Origin of the sequence: Micromonospora sp. NPDC005806 (assembly GCF_042871425.1) — a bacterium.
In the GTDB taxonomy this organism is placed as follows: Bacteria; Actinomycetota; Actinomycetes; order Mycobacteriales; family Micromonosporaceae; genus Micromonospora.
In genome coordinates this window covers 51,608-67,368 of record NZ_JBIAIL010000011.1, presented here as the reverse complement: position 1 = coordinate 67,368, position 15,761 = coordinate 51,608, and the positions used below count along the sequence as shown (strand labels likewise).

At 72.6% G+C, this 15,761-nt stretch carries 17 protein-coding genes; 1 reads left to right on the top strand and 16 read right to left on the bottom strand.

What is annotated here, in order from left to right:
* Positions 1–3: 3 nt before the first annotated feature.
* Genes ACFYOS_RS14415 through pyrR form a run of 3 tightly spaced genes read right to left on the bottom strand, consistent with a single transcriptional unit; the run spans position 4 to position 2,785 of the window.
* Positions 4–1,281: a dihydroorotase gene (locus tag ACFYOS_RS14415; protein WP_387140331.1), complete on the bottom strand. Its 1,278-nt coding sequence runs from the start codon at positions 1,279–1,281 to the stop codon at positions 4–6.
* On the bottom strand, positions 1,278–2,204 hold the full coding sequence (locus ACFYOS_RS14410; RefSeq protein ID WP_387140328.1) for an aspartate carbamoyltransferase catalytic subunit: 927 nt from the start codon (positions 2,202–2,204) through the stop codon (positions 1,278–1,280). The genes ACFYOS_RS14415 and ACFYOS_RS14410 overlap by 4 nt, the downstream gene beginning before the upstream one ends.
* Positions 2,201–2,785, bottom strand: a complete 585-nt coding sequence (pyrR, locus tag ACFYOS_RS14405) for a bifunctional pyr operon transcriptional regulator/uracil phosphoribosyltransferase PyrR (protein WP_387140325.1) — start codon at positions 2,783–2,785, stop codon at positions 2,201–2,203. Before pyrR ends, ACFYOS_RS14410 begins: the two co-directional genes overlap by 4 nt.
* 285 nt (positions 2,786–3,070) lie before the next feature.
* On the opposite strand from pyrR, the gene ACFYOS_RS14400 reads away from it, so the two are divergent.
* Positions 3,071–3,559 (top strand): transcriptional regulator, encoded by a 489-nt coding sequence (locus tag ACFYOS_RS14400; protein WP_013285505.1) that lies wholly within the window; start codon positions 3,071–3,073, stop codon positions 3,557–3,559.
* Positions 3,560–3,632: 73 nt separating this feature from the next.
* On the opposite strand, the gene nusB is transcribed toward ACFYOS_RS14400, so the two are convergent.
* The 13 genes from nusB to ACFYOS_RS14335 form a co-directional block, all read right to left on the bottom strand.
* Positions 3,633–4,043, bottom strand: a complete 411-nt coding sequence (gene nusB, locus ACFYOS_RS14395; RefSeq protein WP_387140596.1) for a transcription antitermination factor NusB — start codon at positions 4,041–4,043, stop codon at positions 3,633–3,635.
* Between the two features lie 23 nt (positions 4,044–4,066).
* The gene (efp, locus tag ACFYOS_RS14390) at positions 4,067–4,624 is read right to left on the bottom strand and encodes an elongation factor P (RefSeq protein WP_387140322.1); all 558 of its coding nucleotides are present in this window, start codon (positions 4,622–4,624) and stop codon (positions 4,067–4,069) included.
* Between the two features lie 436 nt (positions 4,625–5,060).
* Entirely contained in the window at positions 5,061–5,501 is a 441-nt protein-coding gene (gene aroQ, locus ACFYOS_RS14385) for a type II 3-dehydroquinate dehydratase (protein WP_387140319.1), read from the bottom strand.
* Positions 5,498–6,574: a 3-dehydroquinate synthase gene (aroB, locus tag ACFYOS_RS14380; protein WP_387140315.1), complete on the bottom strand. Its 1,077-nt coding sequence runs from the start codon at positions 6,572–6,574 to the stop codon at positions 5,498–5,500. The genes aroQ and aroB overlap by 4 nt, the downstream gene beginning before the upstream one ends.
* A 17-nt stretch (positions 6,575–6,591) precedes the next feature.
* The gene (locus tag ACFYOS_RS14375; protein WP_387140312.1) at positions 6,592–7,101 is read right to left on the bottom strand and encodes a shikimate kinase; all 510 of its coding nucleotides are present in this window, start codon (positions 7,099–7,101) and stop codon (positions 6,592–6,594) included.
* The gene (gene aroC / locus ACFYOS_RS14370; RefSeq protein ID WP_387140309.1) at positions 7,098–8,276 is read right to left on the bottom strand and encodes a chorismate synthase; all 1,179 of its coding nucleotides are present in this window, start codon (positions 8,274–8,276) and stop codon (positions 7,098–7,100) included. Before aroC ends, ACFYOS_RS14375 begins: the two co-directional genes overlap by 4 nt.
* 93 nt (positions 8,277–8,369) lie before the next feature.
* Entirely contained in the window at positions 8,370–9,182 is an 813-nt protein-coding gene (locus ACFYOS_RS14365; RefSeq protein ID WP_387140306.1) for a shikimate dehydrogenase, read from the bottom strand.
* Positions 9,179–10,396 (bottom strand): endolytic transglycosylase MltG, encoded by a 1,218-nt coding sequence (mltG, locus tag ACFYOS_RS14360; protein ID WP_387140303.1) that lies wholly within the window; start codon positions 10,394–10,396, stop codon positions 9,179–9,181. Before mltG ends, ACFYOS_RS14365 begins: the two co-directional genes overlap by 4 nt.
* Positions 10,393–10,854 (bottom strand): Holliday junction resolvase RuvX, encoded by a 462-nt coding sequence (gene ruvX, locus ACFYOS_RS14355; RefSeq protein WP_387140300.1) that lies wholly within the window; start codon positions 10,852–10,854, stop codon positions 10,393–10,395. Before ruvX ends, mltG begins: the two co-directional genes overlap by 4 nt.
* A gap of 74 nt (positions 10,855–10,928) precedes the next feature.
* Positions 10,929–13,607, bottom strand: a complete 2,679-nt coding sequence (alaS, locus tag ACFYOS_RS14350) for an alanine--tRNA ligase (protein WP_387140297.1) — start codon at positions 13,605–13,607, stop codon at positions 10,929–10,931.
* Complete coding sequence (locus tag ACFYOS_RS14345; protein ID WP_387140294.1) at positions 13,604–13,909, bottom strand: DUF6167 family protein; 306 nt, start codon at positions 13,907–13,909, stop codon at positions 13,604–13,606. Before ACFYOS_RS14345 ends, alaS begins: the two co-directional genes overlap by 4 nt.
* A gap of 25 nt (positions 13,910–13,934) precedes the next feature.
* Positions 13,935–14,396 (bottom strand): DUF948 domain-containing protein, encoded by a 462-nt coding sequence (locus tag ACFYOS_RS14340; RefSeq protein ID WP_387140291.1) that lies wholly within the window; start codon positions 14,394–14,396, stop codon positions 13,935–13,937.
* 151 nt (positions 14,397–14,547) lie between these two features.
* On the bottom strand, positions 14,548–15,165 hold the full coding sequence (locus ACFYOS_RS14335; RefSeq protein ID WP_387140593.1) for a hypothetical protein: 618 nt from the start codon (positions 15,163–15,165) through the stop codon (positions 14,548–14,550).
* Positions 15,166–15,761 lie beyond the last annotated feature (596 nt).

Here is a 15,761-nt window from a genome sequence, read left to right as displayed (position 1 = left end):
CATTTACTTGACAGCCTTTCCGTCCAGGACCGTCGGCTCGCCACGCAGGAAGGTCGCCACGATGCGACCCGGCAGCGTCATGCGGGCGTACGGGGTGTTGCGACTGCGGCTGGCCAGCTCCGCCGGTTCGATGACGCGACGGGCGGCCGGGTCGACCAGGGTCAGGTTGGCCGGTACGCCGGGGGCGGGGTCGACGCCGTGCCCGTCCAGGCCGGCGATGCGGGCCGGGGCGCGGGACATCCGCTCGGCGATCAGGTCCCACTGCGGGCCGAGCACGTCGAGGGCGATGGAGAGCGCCGTCTCCAGACCGAGCATGCCCGGCCGGGCGTACGCCCACTCGCACTCCTTGTCCTCGACGGCGTGCGGGGCGTGGTCGGTGGCGATGATGTCGATCACGCCGTCGGCCAGCGCGGCCCGGAGCGCGGTGACGTCGCTCGCGGTCCGCAGCGGCGGGTTGACCTTGTAGACCGGGTCGTAGGTGGCGGCCTTCTCGTCGGTGAGCAGCAGGTGGTGCGGGGTCACCTCGGCGGTCACCTTCACCCCGCGCGCCTTGGCGTGCCGCAGCACCTCCACACTGCCGGCGGTGGAGACGTGGCAGATGTGCAGCCGGCTGCCGACGTGCTCGGCCAGCAGCACGTCCCGGGCGATGATCGCCTCCTCGGCGACCGCCGGCCAGCCGGTCAGCCCCAGCCGGGTGGAGACCTCACCCTCGTGCATCTGCGCGCCCTCGGTGAGCCGGGGCTCCTCGGCGTGCTGGGCGATCACCCCGTCGAACGCCTTGACGTACTCCAGGGCCCGGCGCATCAGCTTCGGGTCGGCGACGCAGTGCCCGTCGTCGGAGAAGATCCGCACCCGGGCCGCCGAGTCGGCCATCGCGCCCAACTCGGCCAGGCGCTCGCCGGCCAGGCCGACGGTGACCGCCCCGATCGGCTGCACGTCGACCAGCCCGGCCTCCCGACCGAGCCGCCAGACCTGCTCGACCACGCCGGCGGTGTCGGCCACCGGCGAGGTGTTCGCCATCGCGCAGACGGCGGTGTAGCCGCCGAGCGCCGCCGCCCGGGAGCCGGACTCGACGGTCTCGGCGTCCTCCCGGCCCGGCTCGCGCAGGTGGGTGTGCAGATCGACCAGGCCGGGCAGGGCCACCAGGCCGGTGGCGTCGATCACGGTGGCGTCCGGCGCGGTCAGCCCGGCGCCGGTCTCCGCCACGGCGCCGTCGCGGATCAGCAGGTCGGTCGGCGCGCCGCCGACCACACTCACGTTCCTGACCAGGTACGCGGTCACCGGTTGTTCCCTCCGAGCAGTAGGTAGAGGACGGCCATCCGCACGGAGACCCCGTTGGCGACCTGTTCGACGATGGTGGAGCGGGGCGAGTCGGCCACCTCGGGGGTGATCTCCATGCCCCGGTTCATCGGACCGGGGTGCATGACGATCGCGTGCTCGGGCAGCCGGCGCATGCGCGGCCCGTCGAGCCCGTAGCGGCGGGCGTACTCGCGGGCCGAGGGGAAGTAGGAGTCGTTCATCCGCTCCCGCTGCACCCGCAGCATCATCACCACGTCCACACCGGGAAGAACGGCGTCGAGGTCGTAGGAGACATCGGTGCCGGGGGCGAGGGCCTGGGCGATATCCACCGGGATGAGCGTGGGCGGGCCGACCAGGGTGACCTTGGCGCCGAGGGTGGAGAGCAGCAGCACGTTGGAGCGGACCACCCGGGAGTGCAGCACGTCGCCGACGATCGCCACGTGCAGGCCGGCGAGCCGGCCCAGCCGGGAGCGCATGGTGTACGCGTCGAGCAGCGCCTGGGTGGGGTGTTCGTGGGTGCCGTCGCCGGCGTTGACCACCGACCCGTCCACCCAGTTGGCCAGCCGGTGCGGGGCGCCGGAGGCGGGGTGCCGGACGACCACCGCGTCGGCGCCCATGGCCTGGAGGGTGAGCGCGGTGTCCTTCAGGCTCTCGCCCTTGGTCACGCTGGAGCCCTTGGCCGAGAAGTTGATCACGTCGGCGCTGAGCCGCTTGGCGGCCGCCTCGAACGAGATCCGGGTCCGGGTGGAGTCCTCGTAGAAGAGGTTCACCACGGTCCGGCCGCGCAGCGCGGGCAGCTTCTTCACCTCGCGGCCGGCGACGGTGGCCATCTCGGCGGCGGTGTCCAGGATCTGGGTGGCGGTGGCCGCGTCCAGGTCGGCCCCGGAGAGCAGGTGCCGGATCATGCGGGTGCACCCCCGTAGAGCTTGACCTCGTCGGCACCGTCGGTCTCGGCGAGGGTGACCTTGACGCTCTCGGCGAGCGCGGTCGGAATGTTCTTGCCGACGTAGTCGGCGCGGATCGGCAGCTGGCGGTGGCCGCGGTCGACCAGGACGGCGAGCTGCACGGAGGCCGGGCGGCCGACGTCGCTGAGCGCGTCGAGGGCGGCCCGCACGGTGCGGCCGGAGAAGAGCACGTCGTCGACGAGGATGACCCGCTTGCCGTCGATTCCGTCGGAGGGCAGGTCGGTCGGGCCGACCGCGCGGGTCGCGTGCCGGCGCAGGTCGTCGCGGTAGAGGGTGATGTCGAGCACGCCGACCGGGACGGTCACGTCCTCGAAGGTGCTGATCCGGGCGGCGAGGCGCCGGGCCAGGGGCACACCCCGAGTGGGGATGCCGAGCAGCACGGTGTCGGCGGCGCCCTGGGTCTTCTCCAGGATCTGGTGGGCGATGCGGTCGACCACTCGCGACACGTCGGCGGCGGCGAGGATCACCTTCACCGAGGGTTGTCGCGGCGGCGACGACTGGGCAGCCGGTGGGTAGGCCACGGCGGACCTCCTTCCCCGCCTCACGGGACGGGTCGTTAAAGGACGTCTGGTCTTCCGGGCGGGCCACGCGGGGCCCGGACCGGGGCTTCACGCCACGTTACCAGCGGTCACCGGGTCGACCGCCGCCGGTACTGACCCCGGAATCAGGGTGGAGAAATGCGGACAAGCCGTACCTGGTCCCCACACCGGGTCGTCTCGAACACTTGACCGCGTGTCGCAATCCCCGTACCGTCACGCTCCGTAGCGATAGCTGGGAGAACCCCGAGCAGCACTGGGAGTGTCCGAATGCCCTCTGAATACGCCAAGTCGCTGGGCGCCCGCCTGCGCTCCATCCGCCAGCAGCAGGGCCTGTCCCTGCAGGGTGTGGAGGAGAAGTCGAACGGGCGGTGGAAGGCCGTGGTGGTCGGCTCGTACGAGCGTGGCGACCGGGCCGTCACCGTGTCCCGCCTGGCGGAGCTGGCCGACTTCTACCGCGTTCCCGTCTCGGAGCTGCTGCCCGACGGCAGCGGGGTGCGCCACGAGCCCACCAGCAAGATCGTCCTGGACCTGGAGCGGCTCTACGACGAGGCCTCCGAGGACCTCGCCTACGTCGCCCGGTACGCCCGCGCCATCCAGCAGCAGCGCGGCGACTACAACGGTCGGGTGCTCTCCATTCGCGCCGACGACCTGCGCGCCCTCGCCATCGTCTACGACGCCTCGCCGTCGGGCCTGATCGAGCGGCTCACGGAGCACGGCGTGCTGGTCGCGGACCCGCGCGCCTTCTTCGCGTCCTGACGCCCGCTGTCGCCACGCAAAGGGCCCGTGCCGTCCGGCACGGGCCCTTTGTCGTGTGCGGGTGAGGCGCGCCTCAGCGGGTGGCGTACTCGGCGATCCGGCCGAGCAGGCCGTTGAGGAAGCGCGGCGAGTCGTCGGTCGACATCTGCCGAGCCAGCTCCACGGCCTCGCTGATCGCCACCGCGTCGTCGATCTCGTCGACGTAGAGCAGCTCGTAGACCGCGATCCGGGCGAGGTTACGGTCGACCACCGGCATCCGGTCCAGCGTCCAGCCCTCGGCGTAGCTGGCGATCACCTCGTCGATCCGGTCGAGGTGCGCCGCGACGCCCTCGACCAGGCCGACTGCGTAGCCCAGGTGCTCCGGCCGCGGCTTCTCGATCCGCTCGAGGTAGCCGGCGAGCACGTCGACCGGGGGCCGGTCCCGCAGGTCGGCCTCGAAGAGCACGTCCAGCGCCCGCTTGCGCGCCTTGCGGCGCGCCGGCATCTGCTGCTTGGGAGCCTCGGCCATCAGGCTCGGCCGAGGTAACGGCCGTCGCGGGTGTCGACCTTGATCTTCTCGCCGGTGGTGATGAAGAGCGGCACCTGGACGGTCGCGCCGGTCTCGACGGTGGCCGGCTTGTTGCCGCCGGTCGACCGGTCGCCCTGCAGGCCCGGCTCGGTGTAGGTGATCTCCAGCACCACGGAGGTCGGCAGCTCGATGTAGAGCGGCACGCCCTCGTGGGTGGCGACGGTCGCCTCGGCCTCGGGGAGGAGGTAGTTGGCGGCCTCGCCGACGGTGCCGCCCGCGACGGAGATCTGGTCGAAGGTCTCCAGGTCCATGAAGACGTAGTCCTCGCCGTCGGCGTAGAGGTATTGCATGGTGCGCTTGTCGACGGTTGCGGTCTCGACCTTGGTGCCCGCGTTGAAGGTCTTGTCGACGACCTTGCCGGACAGCACGTTCTTCAGCGTGGTGCGCACGAAGGCGCCACCCTTACCGGGCTTGACGTGCTGGAACTCGACGACGGCCCAGAGCTCCCCGTCGAGGTTGAGTACCAGGCCGTTCTTGAGGTCGTTGGTGGTGGCCATTTCCTGCCTTGATCATCAATTGGCGGACAGACCCAAGAAGTCTACTAGCTGTGTCGAACCGAGTCCGCCGCGCTGCGCGCCGCCGCAGCCGGCCGCGCCGGAAAGCCCGCACCGACGTGCCGAACATCACCCAGAGCGACAAACCCGCAGCCCCCCTGGCACCCATCCCGCCGCCGCCTTTGCTCTGCTGCCACCCGCGCAACAGGCACCCTCCGTGATCAGCCCCGATCGGAGCCGGGGATGCCGCTCACCGCGTCACCGCAGTTCAGGACGGTGTTGCGTGGGTGGCAGCAGAGCAAAGGCGGTGCAGGAGAGCTGCCGGTGCCGTCGGGCCGACTCACCGAAAGTGACGAAGGGGACGAACACGAAGCGCAACCGCCGCCGAGGTGTGATGCAGGTCGGGTGGCCGGGCGCCGCGGGGGACAGACCCGACGGGTCAGGCGCCGGCGGCGAGGCGGGTGGCCAGGTGGTGCAGGGCCAGGCGATAGCCGTCCACGCCGAGGCCGCAGATCACCCCGGTGGCGACCGCGGAGACCACCGAGTGGTGCCGGAACTCCTCCCGGGCGTGAATGTTGGAGATGTGCACCTCGACCAGCGGACCGCGCAGCATCGCGCAGGCGTCCCGCACCGCGATCGAGTAGTGCGACCAGGCGGCCGGGTTGAGCACCACCGCCGCGCCCTCGTCGGCCGCCTGGTGCAGCCAGCCCAGCAGCTCGTGCTCCGCATCGGTCTGCCGGACCACCACGTCCAGCCCCAGCTCCCGGCCGGTGTCCACGCACCTGGTCACCAGATCGGCGTAGCTGGTCACCCCGTAGACATCGACCTGGCGGGTGCCGAGCCGGCCAAGGTTCGGCCCGTTGAGCACGTACACCTTCACGAGCTGATCTCCCGGAACGCCTCGTGCAGCAGCTCGTCGGAGGGGCCCTCCAGGAGCGCCGGGTGGGCCAGGCCGTCCAGCACCACGAAGCGCAGCCGGTTCCCCCGTGCCTTCTTGTCCACCCGCATCGCGGCGAGCAGCTCCGGCCAGGCGTCCGCCCGGTAGCTCGTCGGCAGGCCAAGCGCGCTCAACACGGCCCGGTGCCGCTCGGCGGTCGCCGCGTCGAGCCGCCCGGCGAGCCGGGCGAGAGTCGCCGCGTAGACCAGTCCCACCGCGACGGCGTGGCCGTGCCGCCAGCGGTAGCCCTCCACCTTCTCGATCGCGTGGGCCAGCGTGTGCCCGTAGTTGAGCACCTCGCGTACCCCGGACTCGCGCAGGTCGCCGGAGACCACGTCCGCCTTGACCCCCACGGCCCGCTCGATCAGCTCGCGGGCCACCGGCCCGGTCGGGTCCAGGGCGGCGGTCGGGTCCCGCTCGACCAGGTCGAGGATCGCCGGGTCGGCGATGAACCCACACTTGACCACCTCGGCCATCCCGGCGGCCAGGTCGGCCCGGGGCAGGCTGTCCAGGGTCGCCAGGTCGCAGATCACCCCGGCCGGCGGGTGGAAGGCGCCGACCAGGTTCTTGCCGGCGGCGGTGTTGATGCCGGTCTTGCCGCCGACGGCGGCGTCGACCATGCCGAGCAACGAGGTCGCCACCGGCACCCACCGCACCCCGCGCAGCCAGCAGGCCGCGACGAAGCCGGCCAGGTCGGTGACCGCGCCGCCGCCCACCCCCACCACGGCGTCGGTACGGGTGAAGCCCGCCTCGCCGAGCCGGTCCCAGCAGGCCGCGGCCACGTCGACGTGCTTGCCCGCCTCGGCGTCCGGCACCTCGATCAGCAGTGGCGCCACCCCGGCCTCGCGGACCCGCTCGGCGAGCCCCTCGGCCAGGCCCTTGAGCGGAGGCGCGTGCAGGAAGGCCACCCGCTCCGCGCCGGGCAGCAGTCGGGGTGGCGGGTCGAGCAGGTCACGTCCCACCAGCACGTCGTACGGCCGCTCGCCGCCGACCGGGATCCGGGTCACCTCGTCCATGTTCACTCCGTCGCGGATCAGGGCTTGAGCAGGGCGGCGACCTCGGAGGCGAGCTCCTCCGGGGTGCGCCCGTCGGTGACCACGGTCGCGGTCGCCACCTCCGCGTAGAGCGGGCGGCGCTGGTCCATCAGGTGCTTGAGGGTGGCGCGCGGGTTGAGCGCGAGCAGCGGCCGGCCGGCTCCCAGGCCGACCCGCTTCACGGCGTCGGGCAGCTCCACCGACAAGTGCACGACGGTGTGCCCGATCAGCGCGGCGCGGTTCTCCTCGGCGAGGACCGCGCCGCCGCCGAGGGCGAGCACCCCGGTGTGCGAAGCCAGCGCCGCGGCCACCGCCGCCCGCTCGAGGGCACGGAAGTGCTCCTCCCCCTCGTCGACGAAGATCTCCGGGATGGGCTTGCCGGCGAGCTGCTCGATGTCGGTGTCGGTGTCCCGGAACGCCACGCCGAGCGCGTCGGCGAGCGCCAGCCCCACGGTGGTCTTGCCGGAGCCGGGCGCCCCGACCAGGACGCAGACCGGCCGGGTGCTCATTTGATCACCAGCGTGTCGAGGTAGCCGGAGAGATTGCGGCGGATCTCGGCGACCGAGTCGCCGCCGAACTTCTCCACCGCCGCCTCGGCGAGCACCAGGGCGACCATCGCCTCGGCCACCACGGCCGCCGCCGGCACCGCGCAGACGTCCGAGCGCTGGTTGATCGCGGTGGCCGGCTCACCGGTGGTGACGTCGACGGTGGACAGCGCCCGGTTCAGCGAGGAGATCGGCTTCATCGCGGCCTTCACCCGCAGCGGCTCGCCGGTGGTGATGCCGCCCTCCAGGCCGCCGGCCCGGTCGGTGACCCGGCGGACCCCGGTCGCGGTCGGGATGATCTCGTCGTGCGCCGCCGAGCCCCGGGACCGGGCCTGCTGCCAGCCGTCGCCGATCTCCACCCCCTTGATCGCCTGGATCGACATGAGCGCGGTGGCGAGCCGGGCGTCGAGCTTGCGGTCCCACTGCACGTGGCTACCCAGGCCCGGGGGCACCCCGTACGCCAGCACCTCGACCACGCCGCCGAGGGTGTCGGCCGCCTTCTTGGCGGCGTCGACCTCGGCCACCATCCGGGCGCTGGCCTCCGGGTCGAGGCAGCGCAGCGGGTCGGCGTCGATCCGGGCGGCGTCCTCCGGGGTGGGGCGCAGGCCGCGCTTCACGCCGACCGGGCCCAGCTCCACCACGTGGGAGACGAGCTCGATGCCGAGCGCCTGCTTGACCAGCGCCTTGGCCACCGTGCCCACGGCCACCCGGGCCGCGGTCTCCCGGGCGCTGGCCCGCTCCAGGATCGGCCGGGCGTCGGTGTGACCGTACTTCTGCATGCCGGCCAGGTCCGCGTGACCTGGGCGGGGGCGGGTGAGCGGGGCGTTGCGGGCCTGCCCGGCCAACTCCTCCGGGTCGACCGGGTCGGCGGCCATCACGGTGCGCCACTTGGGCCACTCGGAGTTGCCCACCCGGATCGCCACCGGGCTGCCGATGGTCACGCCGTGCCGGAGACCGCCGATGATCTCGACCTCGTCCTGCTCGAACGACATCCGCGCGCCCCGGCCGTAGCCGAGTCGCCGCCGGGCCAGCTCACCAGCGATCTCCGCCGTCGTCACCGCGACCCCGGCGGGCACCCCCTCCAGCAGCGCGACGAGGGCGGGTCCGTGCGATTCACCTGCAGTCAGCCAGCGCAACACAGCGGTCAGTCTGTCACGCCCGGTGGCCGCCCCGATGCTCCGCCCGCTCCGTCCCGCCCTGCGGACGCGCCCGTCCACGCGGCGGGCGCCGGGTCAGGCGGCGCGCGCCGCGGCCAGCGCCGCGCGCATCGCGTCGACCGGCGCGGGCACGCCGGTGAACAGTGCGAACTGGCCGACCGCCTGGGCCAGCAGCAGGTCCAGCCCGGACACCACACGGCAGCCGGCCGCGAGCGCCGCCGTGGCCAGCGGGGTGGGCCAGGGATCGTAGAGCGCGTCGAGGAAGACGGACCCCGGCCGCCAGTCGAAGTGCCCGGCGAGCGGATCGGCCACCCCCTTCGGCACGGTGGAGATCACCAGGTCGGCGCGGGCGTGCGCCGGAGCGCCGTCCCAGTCGGCGCCGGCGAGTGGCACCCCGACCGCGCGGGCCACCGGGCGCAGCTCGTCGACCGCCTCCGGCCGCCGGGCCACCACGGTCACCTCGGCCGCGCCGAACCGGGCCGCCGCCGCGATCGCCGCCCGGGCGGTGCCGCCCGCGCCCAGCACGGTCACGGTGGCACCGGCCGCGCAGCCAACGGCGGTGAGCACGTCGACCATGCCGGTGACGTCGGTGTTGTCGGCGCACCAGGTGCCGTCGGGCCGGCGTACCAGGGTGTTGGCGGCGCCGACCGCGGCGGCGACCGGCGAGACCTCGCCGGCCACCGCGAGCGCCGCCTCCTTGCCCGGCATGGTCACCGACAGCCCGGCCCACTCCGCGCCCAGGCCCGCGACCAGGCCGGCCAGCTCGTCCGCCGCGCACTCGATCCGGGTGTACGACCAGCCGGCCAGTCCGGCCGCCGCGTACCCCGCCTCGTGGATGACCGGGGAGAGCGAGTGGGCGATCGGCTTGCCGACGACGGCGGCCCTCACGCGCAGTTGCTTCCCGTCAATACCTTGTTGTTGCACATGGTCTTGATCAGGTTCCGGTACTCGGCGTCGTTGGAGCCGTAGCCCATCGTGCCCTTCTTGTCGATGGTCATGAAGTAGATCCAGTCGCCCGCCGGCGGATTCAGCGCGCCCTTGAGCGCCGCCTCGCCCGGGTTGCTGATCGGAGTGATCGTGAGCCCGTCCACGCCGTGGGTGCGGTAGGGGTTCTTCGGGTCGTTGATCTCCGACTGCTTGAGAACGTCCGAGTCCTTCGGGTCCTTGCCCTGCAGCCGCAGCCAGTAGTTGATCGCGCTGTCGATCTCCAGGCACTTGCAGTGGTACTTGTCGGTGTAGACCCGGTTGTAGATCACCCGGGCCACCTTCGGCATGTCCTGCTCGTTGACCGACTCGGCCTGGGCGATGGAGGCGGTGATCAGCGCCTCGTACGGCGAGATCTTCCGCTCCTTCTGCGCCTGGTCGACGAAGTCGAGCTGCTGGGTGACCCGGAGGAACTCGTCCACCATCATCGACAGGATCTGCTCGGCGGTGGCCTTCGGCGGGATCTCGTAGGTGGACGGGTAGAGGAAGCCCTCGATGCTCTTCGGGCCCTTCTTGCCGTCCTGACGGTTGAACCAGTAGGCCGGCACGCCCAGCTTGACCGGGTCCTTCGCGGCGGCCTTGAAGTCGGCCACCGGGATCTTCGTCTGCTTGGAGAGGATGTCGTAGATCCCCAAGCTCATGGCGCCCTCGGGGATGGTCACCCCGTTGACCACCCGGCTCTTCGGGTCCAGCAGCAGGGTGACCGCCTCGGCAGCCTTCATCTGCTTGCGTACCTTGTACCGGCCGACCTGGATGTTCTTGCTGCGCGAGTTCGCGTCGGCGGCCTCGATGAAGGCCTTGGTGCTCTTCACCACACCGGCGTCGTAGAGGGTGTTGCCGATGTCGGTGAGGGTGTCGCCCGCCTTGACCTCGACCAGCGCCTCGCCGGAGCCCGGGCCGTCGTAGTCGGGGGTGACGAAGTGGTTCCGGATCCGGTCGAAGCCGATGTACGCGCCGCCGCCGATGCCGCCCAGCAGCACGAGGGCCATCAGGAGAGCGAAGATCGTCTTGCCCCGGCCACTCGACCTGCCGTTGCGCTTGCGTACCGCGCCGCGTCGGTGCCGGCCCTTCTCCCCCCTTTCCGCCTCGTCGAACCCCAGGTCAAGATCGTCGATCATTGCGTCCGCCTCCGCTGTGCGTCCAGCCAGCTCTGCAGAATCTCCACCGCGGCGGCCTGGTCGACCACCGCCCGTTGGCGCTTTCCCCGGACGCCCCGTTCGGCCAGCCTACGACTCGCGACCACGGTCGACATCCTCTCGTCCGTCAGCGTCACCGGAACCGACCCCATTACATCGGCTAACCGGGCAGCGTACGCTGAGACGTTCAGCGCTGCCGGGCCGTGCTTTCCGGCGAGATTGACCGGAAGGCCGACCACCACCTCCACCGCCTCGTGCTCCGCGACCAGCCGGGCCAGCTCGGCCATGTCGGCGGGCACCGCGTCCGGTGCCGCGGTCAGGTCGCGGGCGAGGGTGACCAGCGGGGTGGCCAGGATGCCGTGCGGATCGGACCGGGCGACCCCGACCCGGACCTGCCCGACATCGACCCCGAGACGCACCCCACGGGACAGTTCAGCCATCTACCGGACACTTCCCCTCGGGTACGGGCCAGGGCGGACCGGACGGTCCGCCCTGGCGTCGATCGGTACCACCATCACGCGTCCGCGATGGCCTTCTCCACGGTCGCCAGCAGGTTCGGTGCCTCCGCGGCCGGCAGGCCGCCGCCCTGGGCCAGGTCGTCGCTGCCACCGCCCCGACCGGAGAAGGCCGCCTTCACCAGGTCCTTCGCGGTCAGCCCCCGGCCCCGGGCGGCCTGGTTGACGGCCACCACCAGGGACGCCTTACCGCCCGACCGGGCGGCCACGGCGACCACCGCCGGCCGGGCCGGGTCGATCCGGCCCCGGATCTCCTGGGCCAGGGTCCGCACGTCGTTGCCGGCCGCGCCCTCGGGTGCCTCGGTGCCGACGTACGCGACCCCCCGCACGTCCTTGGCCTGCGCCGCGAGGGTCGCCGCGCCGCCCAGCACCAGCTGGGCGCGGAGCTTCTCCAGCTCCTTCTCGGCGTCGCGGAGCTGGGTGACGGTCTGCTCCACCCGGTCGGCGACCTGGTCGCCGGGGACCCGGAACAGCTCGGCCAGCCGGGAGACCAGCAGGTGCTCCCGGGCCAGGAAGCCGAACGCGTCCATGCCGACCAGGGCCTCGATCCGCCGGACGCCGGAACCGACCGACGCCTCGGAGAGGATCTTGACCAGGCCGAGCTGCGCCGAGCGGGCCACGTGCGTGCCGCCGCACAGCTCGCGGGCGTAGTCGCCGACCTCGACGACCCGGACCCGCTCGCCGTACTTCTCGCCGAAGAGGGCCATCGCGCCGATCCGGCGCGCCTCCTCCTGGCTGGTGATGAAGGCGTGCACCTCCAGGTCGGCCAGGAGCACCTCGTTGACCTGCTGCTCGACGTCGTGCAGCACGCTCGGCGCCACCCCGGTCGGGGTGTTGAAGTCGAACCGCAGCCGGCCCGGCGCGTTCAGCGAACCCGCCTGCGTGGCCGACTCGCCGAGGAAGTTGCGCATCGTCTGGTGCACCAGGTGGGTCGCGGTGTGCGAGCGGGAGATCGCCCGGCGCCGGGACACGTCGATCTCGGCGTACCCGGTCTCCCCGGCGCGCACCTCGCCCCGGACCACCCGGGCCCGGTGCACGACCAGGCCAGGCACCGGCTGCTGCACGTCGAAGACCTCGAGCTGGCCGCCGCCGACCGTGATCAGGCCCTGGTCGGGCTGCTGGCCACCGCCCTCGGCGTAGAACGGCGTGGTGTCGAGCACCAGTTCGACGGTGTCCCCCTCCACCGCCGCGGCCACCGGCGCGCCGTCGGCGAGCAGGGCGCGGACCCGGGACTCCCGGTTCAGCTCGGTGTAGCCGGTGAACTCCACCGGCCCGCCGGCGTCCAGCGCCGACCGGTACGCCGACACGTCGGTGTGGCCGGTCTTGCGCGCCTGCGCGTCCGCCTTGGCCCGGCTGCGCTGGTCGGCCATCAGCCGGCGGAAGCCCTCCGCGTCGACCTGGAGGCCCTGCTCGGCCGCGATCTCCAGGGTCAGGTCGATCGGGAAGCCGTACGTGTCGTGCAGCTGGAACGCCTTGTCGCCGGAGATCGCCGACTTCCCGGCCGACCTGGTCTCGGCGATCGCGGTGTCCAGGATGGTGGTGCCCGCCCGCAGCGTGGCGAGGAAGGCGTCCTCCTCGGCGTACGCGTACTGGGAGATGCGGCCGAAGTCCTCGGCCAGCTCCGGGTAGGACGGGGCCATGCAGTCGCGGGCCACCGGCAGCAGCTCGGGCAACGCCCGGTCCTGGTAGCCGAGGAGGCGCACCGCCCGGATGGCCCGGCGCATGATCCGGCGCAGCACGTAGCCGCGGCCCTCGTTCGACGGGGTCACCCCGTCGCCGATCAGCATCAGCGCGGTCCGCACGTGGTCGGCGATCACCCGCAGCCGGACGTCGTCCGGGTGCGACTCGCTGGCCACGTGGCCGGAGCGCGCACCGTACCGCTTCCCGGTCAGCTCGGCGGCCTTGTCGAGGATGGGCCGGACCTCGTCGATCTCGTAGAGGTTGTCGACGCCTTGGAGGATGGAGGCCATCCGCTCCAGGCCCATGCCGGTGTCGATGTTCTTCGCCGGCAGTTCGCCGAGGATCGGGTAGTCCTCCTTGCTGGTGCCCGGACCCCGTTCGAACTGCATGAAGACGAGGTTCCAGAACTCCATGTACCGGTCCTCGTCGACCGCCGGGCCGCCCTCGCGGCCGTACTGGGGGCCGCGGTCGTAGAACAGCTCGGAGCACGGGCCACACGGGCCGGGGATGCCCATCGACCAGAAGTTGTCCGCCTTGCCCCGGCGGACGATCCGCTCGGCGGGCACGCCCACCGACCGCCAGATCTGGAACGCCTCGTCGTCGTCGAGGTAGACGGTCGGCCAGATTCGCTCCGGGTCCAGCCCGAAGCCGCCCTGGTCGACCGGCTTGGTGACAAGGTCCCAGGCGAGCGGAATGGCGCCGTCCTTGAAGTAGTCGCCGAAGGAGAAGTTGCCGTTCATCTGGAAGAACGTGCCGTGCCGGCTGGTCTTGCCGACCTCGTCGATGTCCGGCGTCCGGATGCACTTCTGCACGCTGACCGCGCGGGTGTACGGCGGGGTCTGCTGGCCCAGGAAGTAGGGGACGAACTGCACCATGCCGGCGTTGACGAACAGCAGGTTCGGGTCGTTGATGGCGGGCAGCGGAGCGGACGGCACCACGGCATGGCCGTTCGCCTCGAAGTGGGCGAGGTACCGCCGCTTGATCTCCGCCGTCTTCATCGCTGGTGCTCCTCCGGGAAAATCTCTCGATCGCCGATCCGCGGGTCCTCCCGCAGCTCGGCGAACTGGTCGTCGTACGCCTCGCCGCGGGCGAAGGCCTCGTGGATCTCCTGCTCGCGCTCGGCCATCCCCGCGCGGACGTCGTCGACGAAGCTCCGGACCGAGCCGACGAGGCTGCCCGCGGACTCGGACAGGCCACTGGCGATGCCCGCCGGCGTGTACGCCTGCGCGGTGCGGGTGGCCTTGCGCACCACCAGTACGCCCACGGCCAGCCCGACGCCGAGCCAGAACAACCGCTTCATGTTCACATCCTCCCGCTCGGCCGGGTCACCGGGTGGCGCGCTTCTCAGCGCGGCGCCGCTGCTTGATGATGTCGCGGGCCTCGCGCTCGTCCTCCGCGTGCCGGCGGGCGGCCGCGGCCTTGCGTACGCCGTAACCGAAGGCGGCCACCTTGACCAGCGGGTTCGCGGCAGCGGCGGAGACCACGGCGGCCAGGTTCGCCACGTTGGCGGTCACGTTCTGCGCGTGGGTGGTCATGGTGTCCACCTTGGCGAGCTGGAGGTTGACCCCGTCGAGGGAGGTCTGCACCTGCTCCAGGGCGGTGTTGACGTTCTTCACCGTGGTGTTGACGTCACCGAGCAGGGGCGTGGTGCGGTCGTTCAGTTCGGTGATCATGCGGGTCGTCGCGTCCACGGTGTGCCGCAGCCGCAGGATCGGCACCGCCAGCACGAGTACCAGCATCAGGAACGCGCCAGCCGCGATCAGCGCAGCGATCTCTCCACCACTCACGCGCATGTCCTCCTCAAGCAGTGTCCCGGTGCCCGACGCGCCGGGACGCGCGACCGTCCTACCCACTTCGCCCCGCGCCGACCCACCGCGGTCAGCGGGTGCTGGCGGGCCCCGCCAGCACCAGACCCTACCGTCCGTGATGGAAAGCGGCTCAGGACGGTGAGCGGGTCAGCTCGCCGAGCGGATCGTCGGTGAGGGTCGGGTACGGGTCCTCACCGGTGAGTGACGGGTCAGTGCTTGGCTGTGGCGCGGTCCGCTCGTCGTCGATCGCGTTGCGGACCTTCACCGACACCAACGACCCGGTGCACTTTCCCGCTGCGGGCGAGGGCGCCGGAGAAGGCGCGGGCTCCCCGTTCACCGGCGGCGGCACGCAGGTGGGGTCGCGTACCCAGAGGTCCAGGGTGAGCTCGTCCCGCCGCCAGCAGGTGTAGCTGCCCTTGACCGGCTCCTCCGGGCACCGGTCGACCTTCCAGCGCCGCCAGCCTTCCTTGGCCAGGGCCGCCGCGTACGCCTGCGCGGTCTCCTTGTACGCCTTCTGCGACTCGACCGTCCGCTCACGCAGCCGGCAGTCCTGCAGGCACCAGCGGCTGCCGCTGACATTGTCGACGGTCTTCACCGCGGCCCAGGAGGGCACCTGCAGCTGGTCGAGGGTGTCGAAGGCCGGGTCATGGCTGAGCGTGCGCAGCCCGAAGTAGAGCGGGACCGCGCCCAGCAGCACCAGGCTGACCAGGGCGAGGATGCCCATCCGCAGCCGTCGCCGCGCGCGCATCTGGCGGCGCAGCTCGGAGCGGGCGCCGCGCAGGACGCCGGCCGGTGTCGCGGCCTCGTTCTCCGCGGGCTCGGCCTCGGCCCGCCGCAGCGCCGGTCCCGGCCCGTCGGCCGGTCCGGGACGCGGCCCGGCCGGCTCCACCGGCGGTACGACCGCGGCCGCCCGGGCCACCGCCGGCCCGCCGGGCCCCGGCGGGGGTACGGCCGCCGGGCCGCCCGGGCCCGGCCGGGCCGGCTCCGGAGCGTGCGGGGTCGCCCGGCCGGCCGGCCGCTCGTCGGTTGCGCCGGGTCGGGCCACCGCGGCGGCCGCCCGGGCCACCGCCGGTCCACCCGTGCCGGCCCGCGGATCCGGCTCACCACCGGGCTGCCCGGTACGCGCGGGCCGGCCGGCCGGCAGCCCGCCGGTGCGGGCGGAATCGCCGCCGGTCGGCAGGCCGCCCGTCCGCGCGGGATCCCCGCCGGACGGCAGGCCGCCCGTACGGTCCGCGTCGGGCCTGGCGATCCGACCGGTCTCGGCGGGACCGGCGGGTCGACCGGCCGGGCCACCGGGACGCGCGGCTCCCCGGGCGGGGAGGGACGGGTCGGGCGGCACGGCGG

Coding starts and splice junctions, on each gene's coding strand:
- nusB (WP_387140596.1), bottom strand. CDS start 4,043: ATGCCGGCGCGCCGCAAGGCGCGCAAGCGGGCGCTGGACGTGCTCTTC.
- efp (WP_387140322.1), bottom strand. CDS start 4,624: ATGGCCACCACCAACGACCTCAAGAACGGCCTGGTACTCAACCTCGAC.
- ACFYOS_RS14375 (WP_387140312.1), bottom strand. CDS start 7,101: ATGAGCACCCGGCCGGTCTGCGTCCTGGTCGGGGCGCCCGGCTCCGGC.
- ACFYOS_RS14345 (WP_387140294.1), bottom strand. CDS start 13,909: ATGAAGCGGTTGTTCTGGCTCGGCGTCGGGCTGGCCGTGGGCGTACTG.
- ACFYOS_RS14335 (WP_387140593.1), bottom strand. CDS start 15,165: ATGCGCGCGCGGCGACGGCTGCGGATGGGCATCCTCGCCCTGGTCAGC.
- alaS (WP_387140297.1), bottom strand. CDS start 13,607: ATGAAGACGGCGGAGATCAAGCGGCGGTACCTCGCCCACTTCGAGGCG.
- ACFYOS_RS14410 (WP_387140328.1), bottom strand. CDS start 2,204: ATGATCCGGCACCTGCTCTCCGGGGCCGACCTGGACGCGGCCACCGCC.
- mltG (WP_387140303.1), bottom strand. CDS start 10,396: ATGATCGACGATCTTGACCTGGGGTTCGACGAGGCGGAAAGGGGGGAG.
- aroB (WP_387140315.1), bottom strand. CDS start 6,574: ATGGACGAGGTGACCCGGATCCCGGTCGGCGGCGAGCGGCCGTACGAC.
- ACFYOS_RS14400 (WP_013285505.1), top strand. CDS start 3,071: ATGCCCTCTGAATACGCCAAGTCGCTGGGCGCCCGCCTGCGCTCCATC.
- ruvX (WP_387140300.1), bottom strand. CDS start 10,854: ATGGCTGAACTGTCCCGTGGGGTGCGTCTCGGGGTCGATGTCGGGCAG.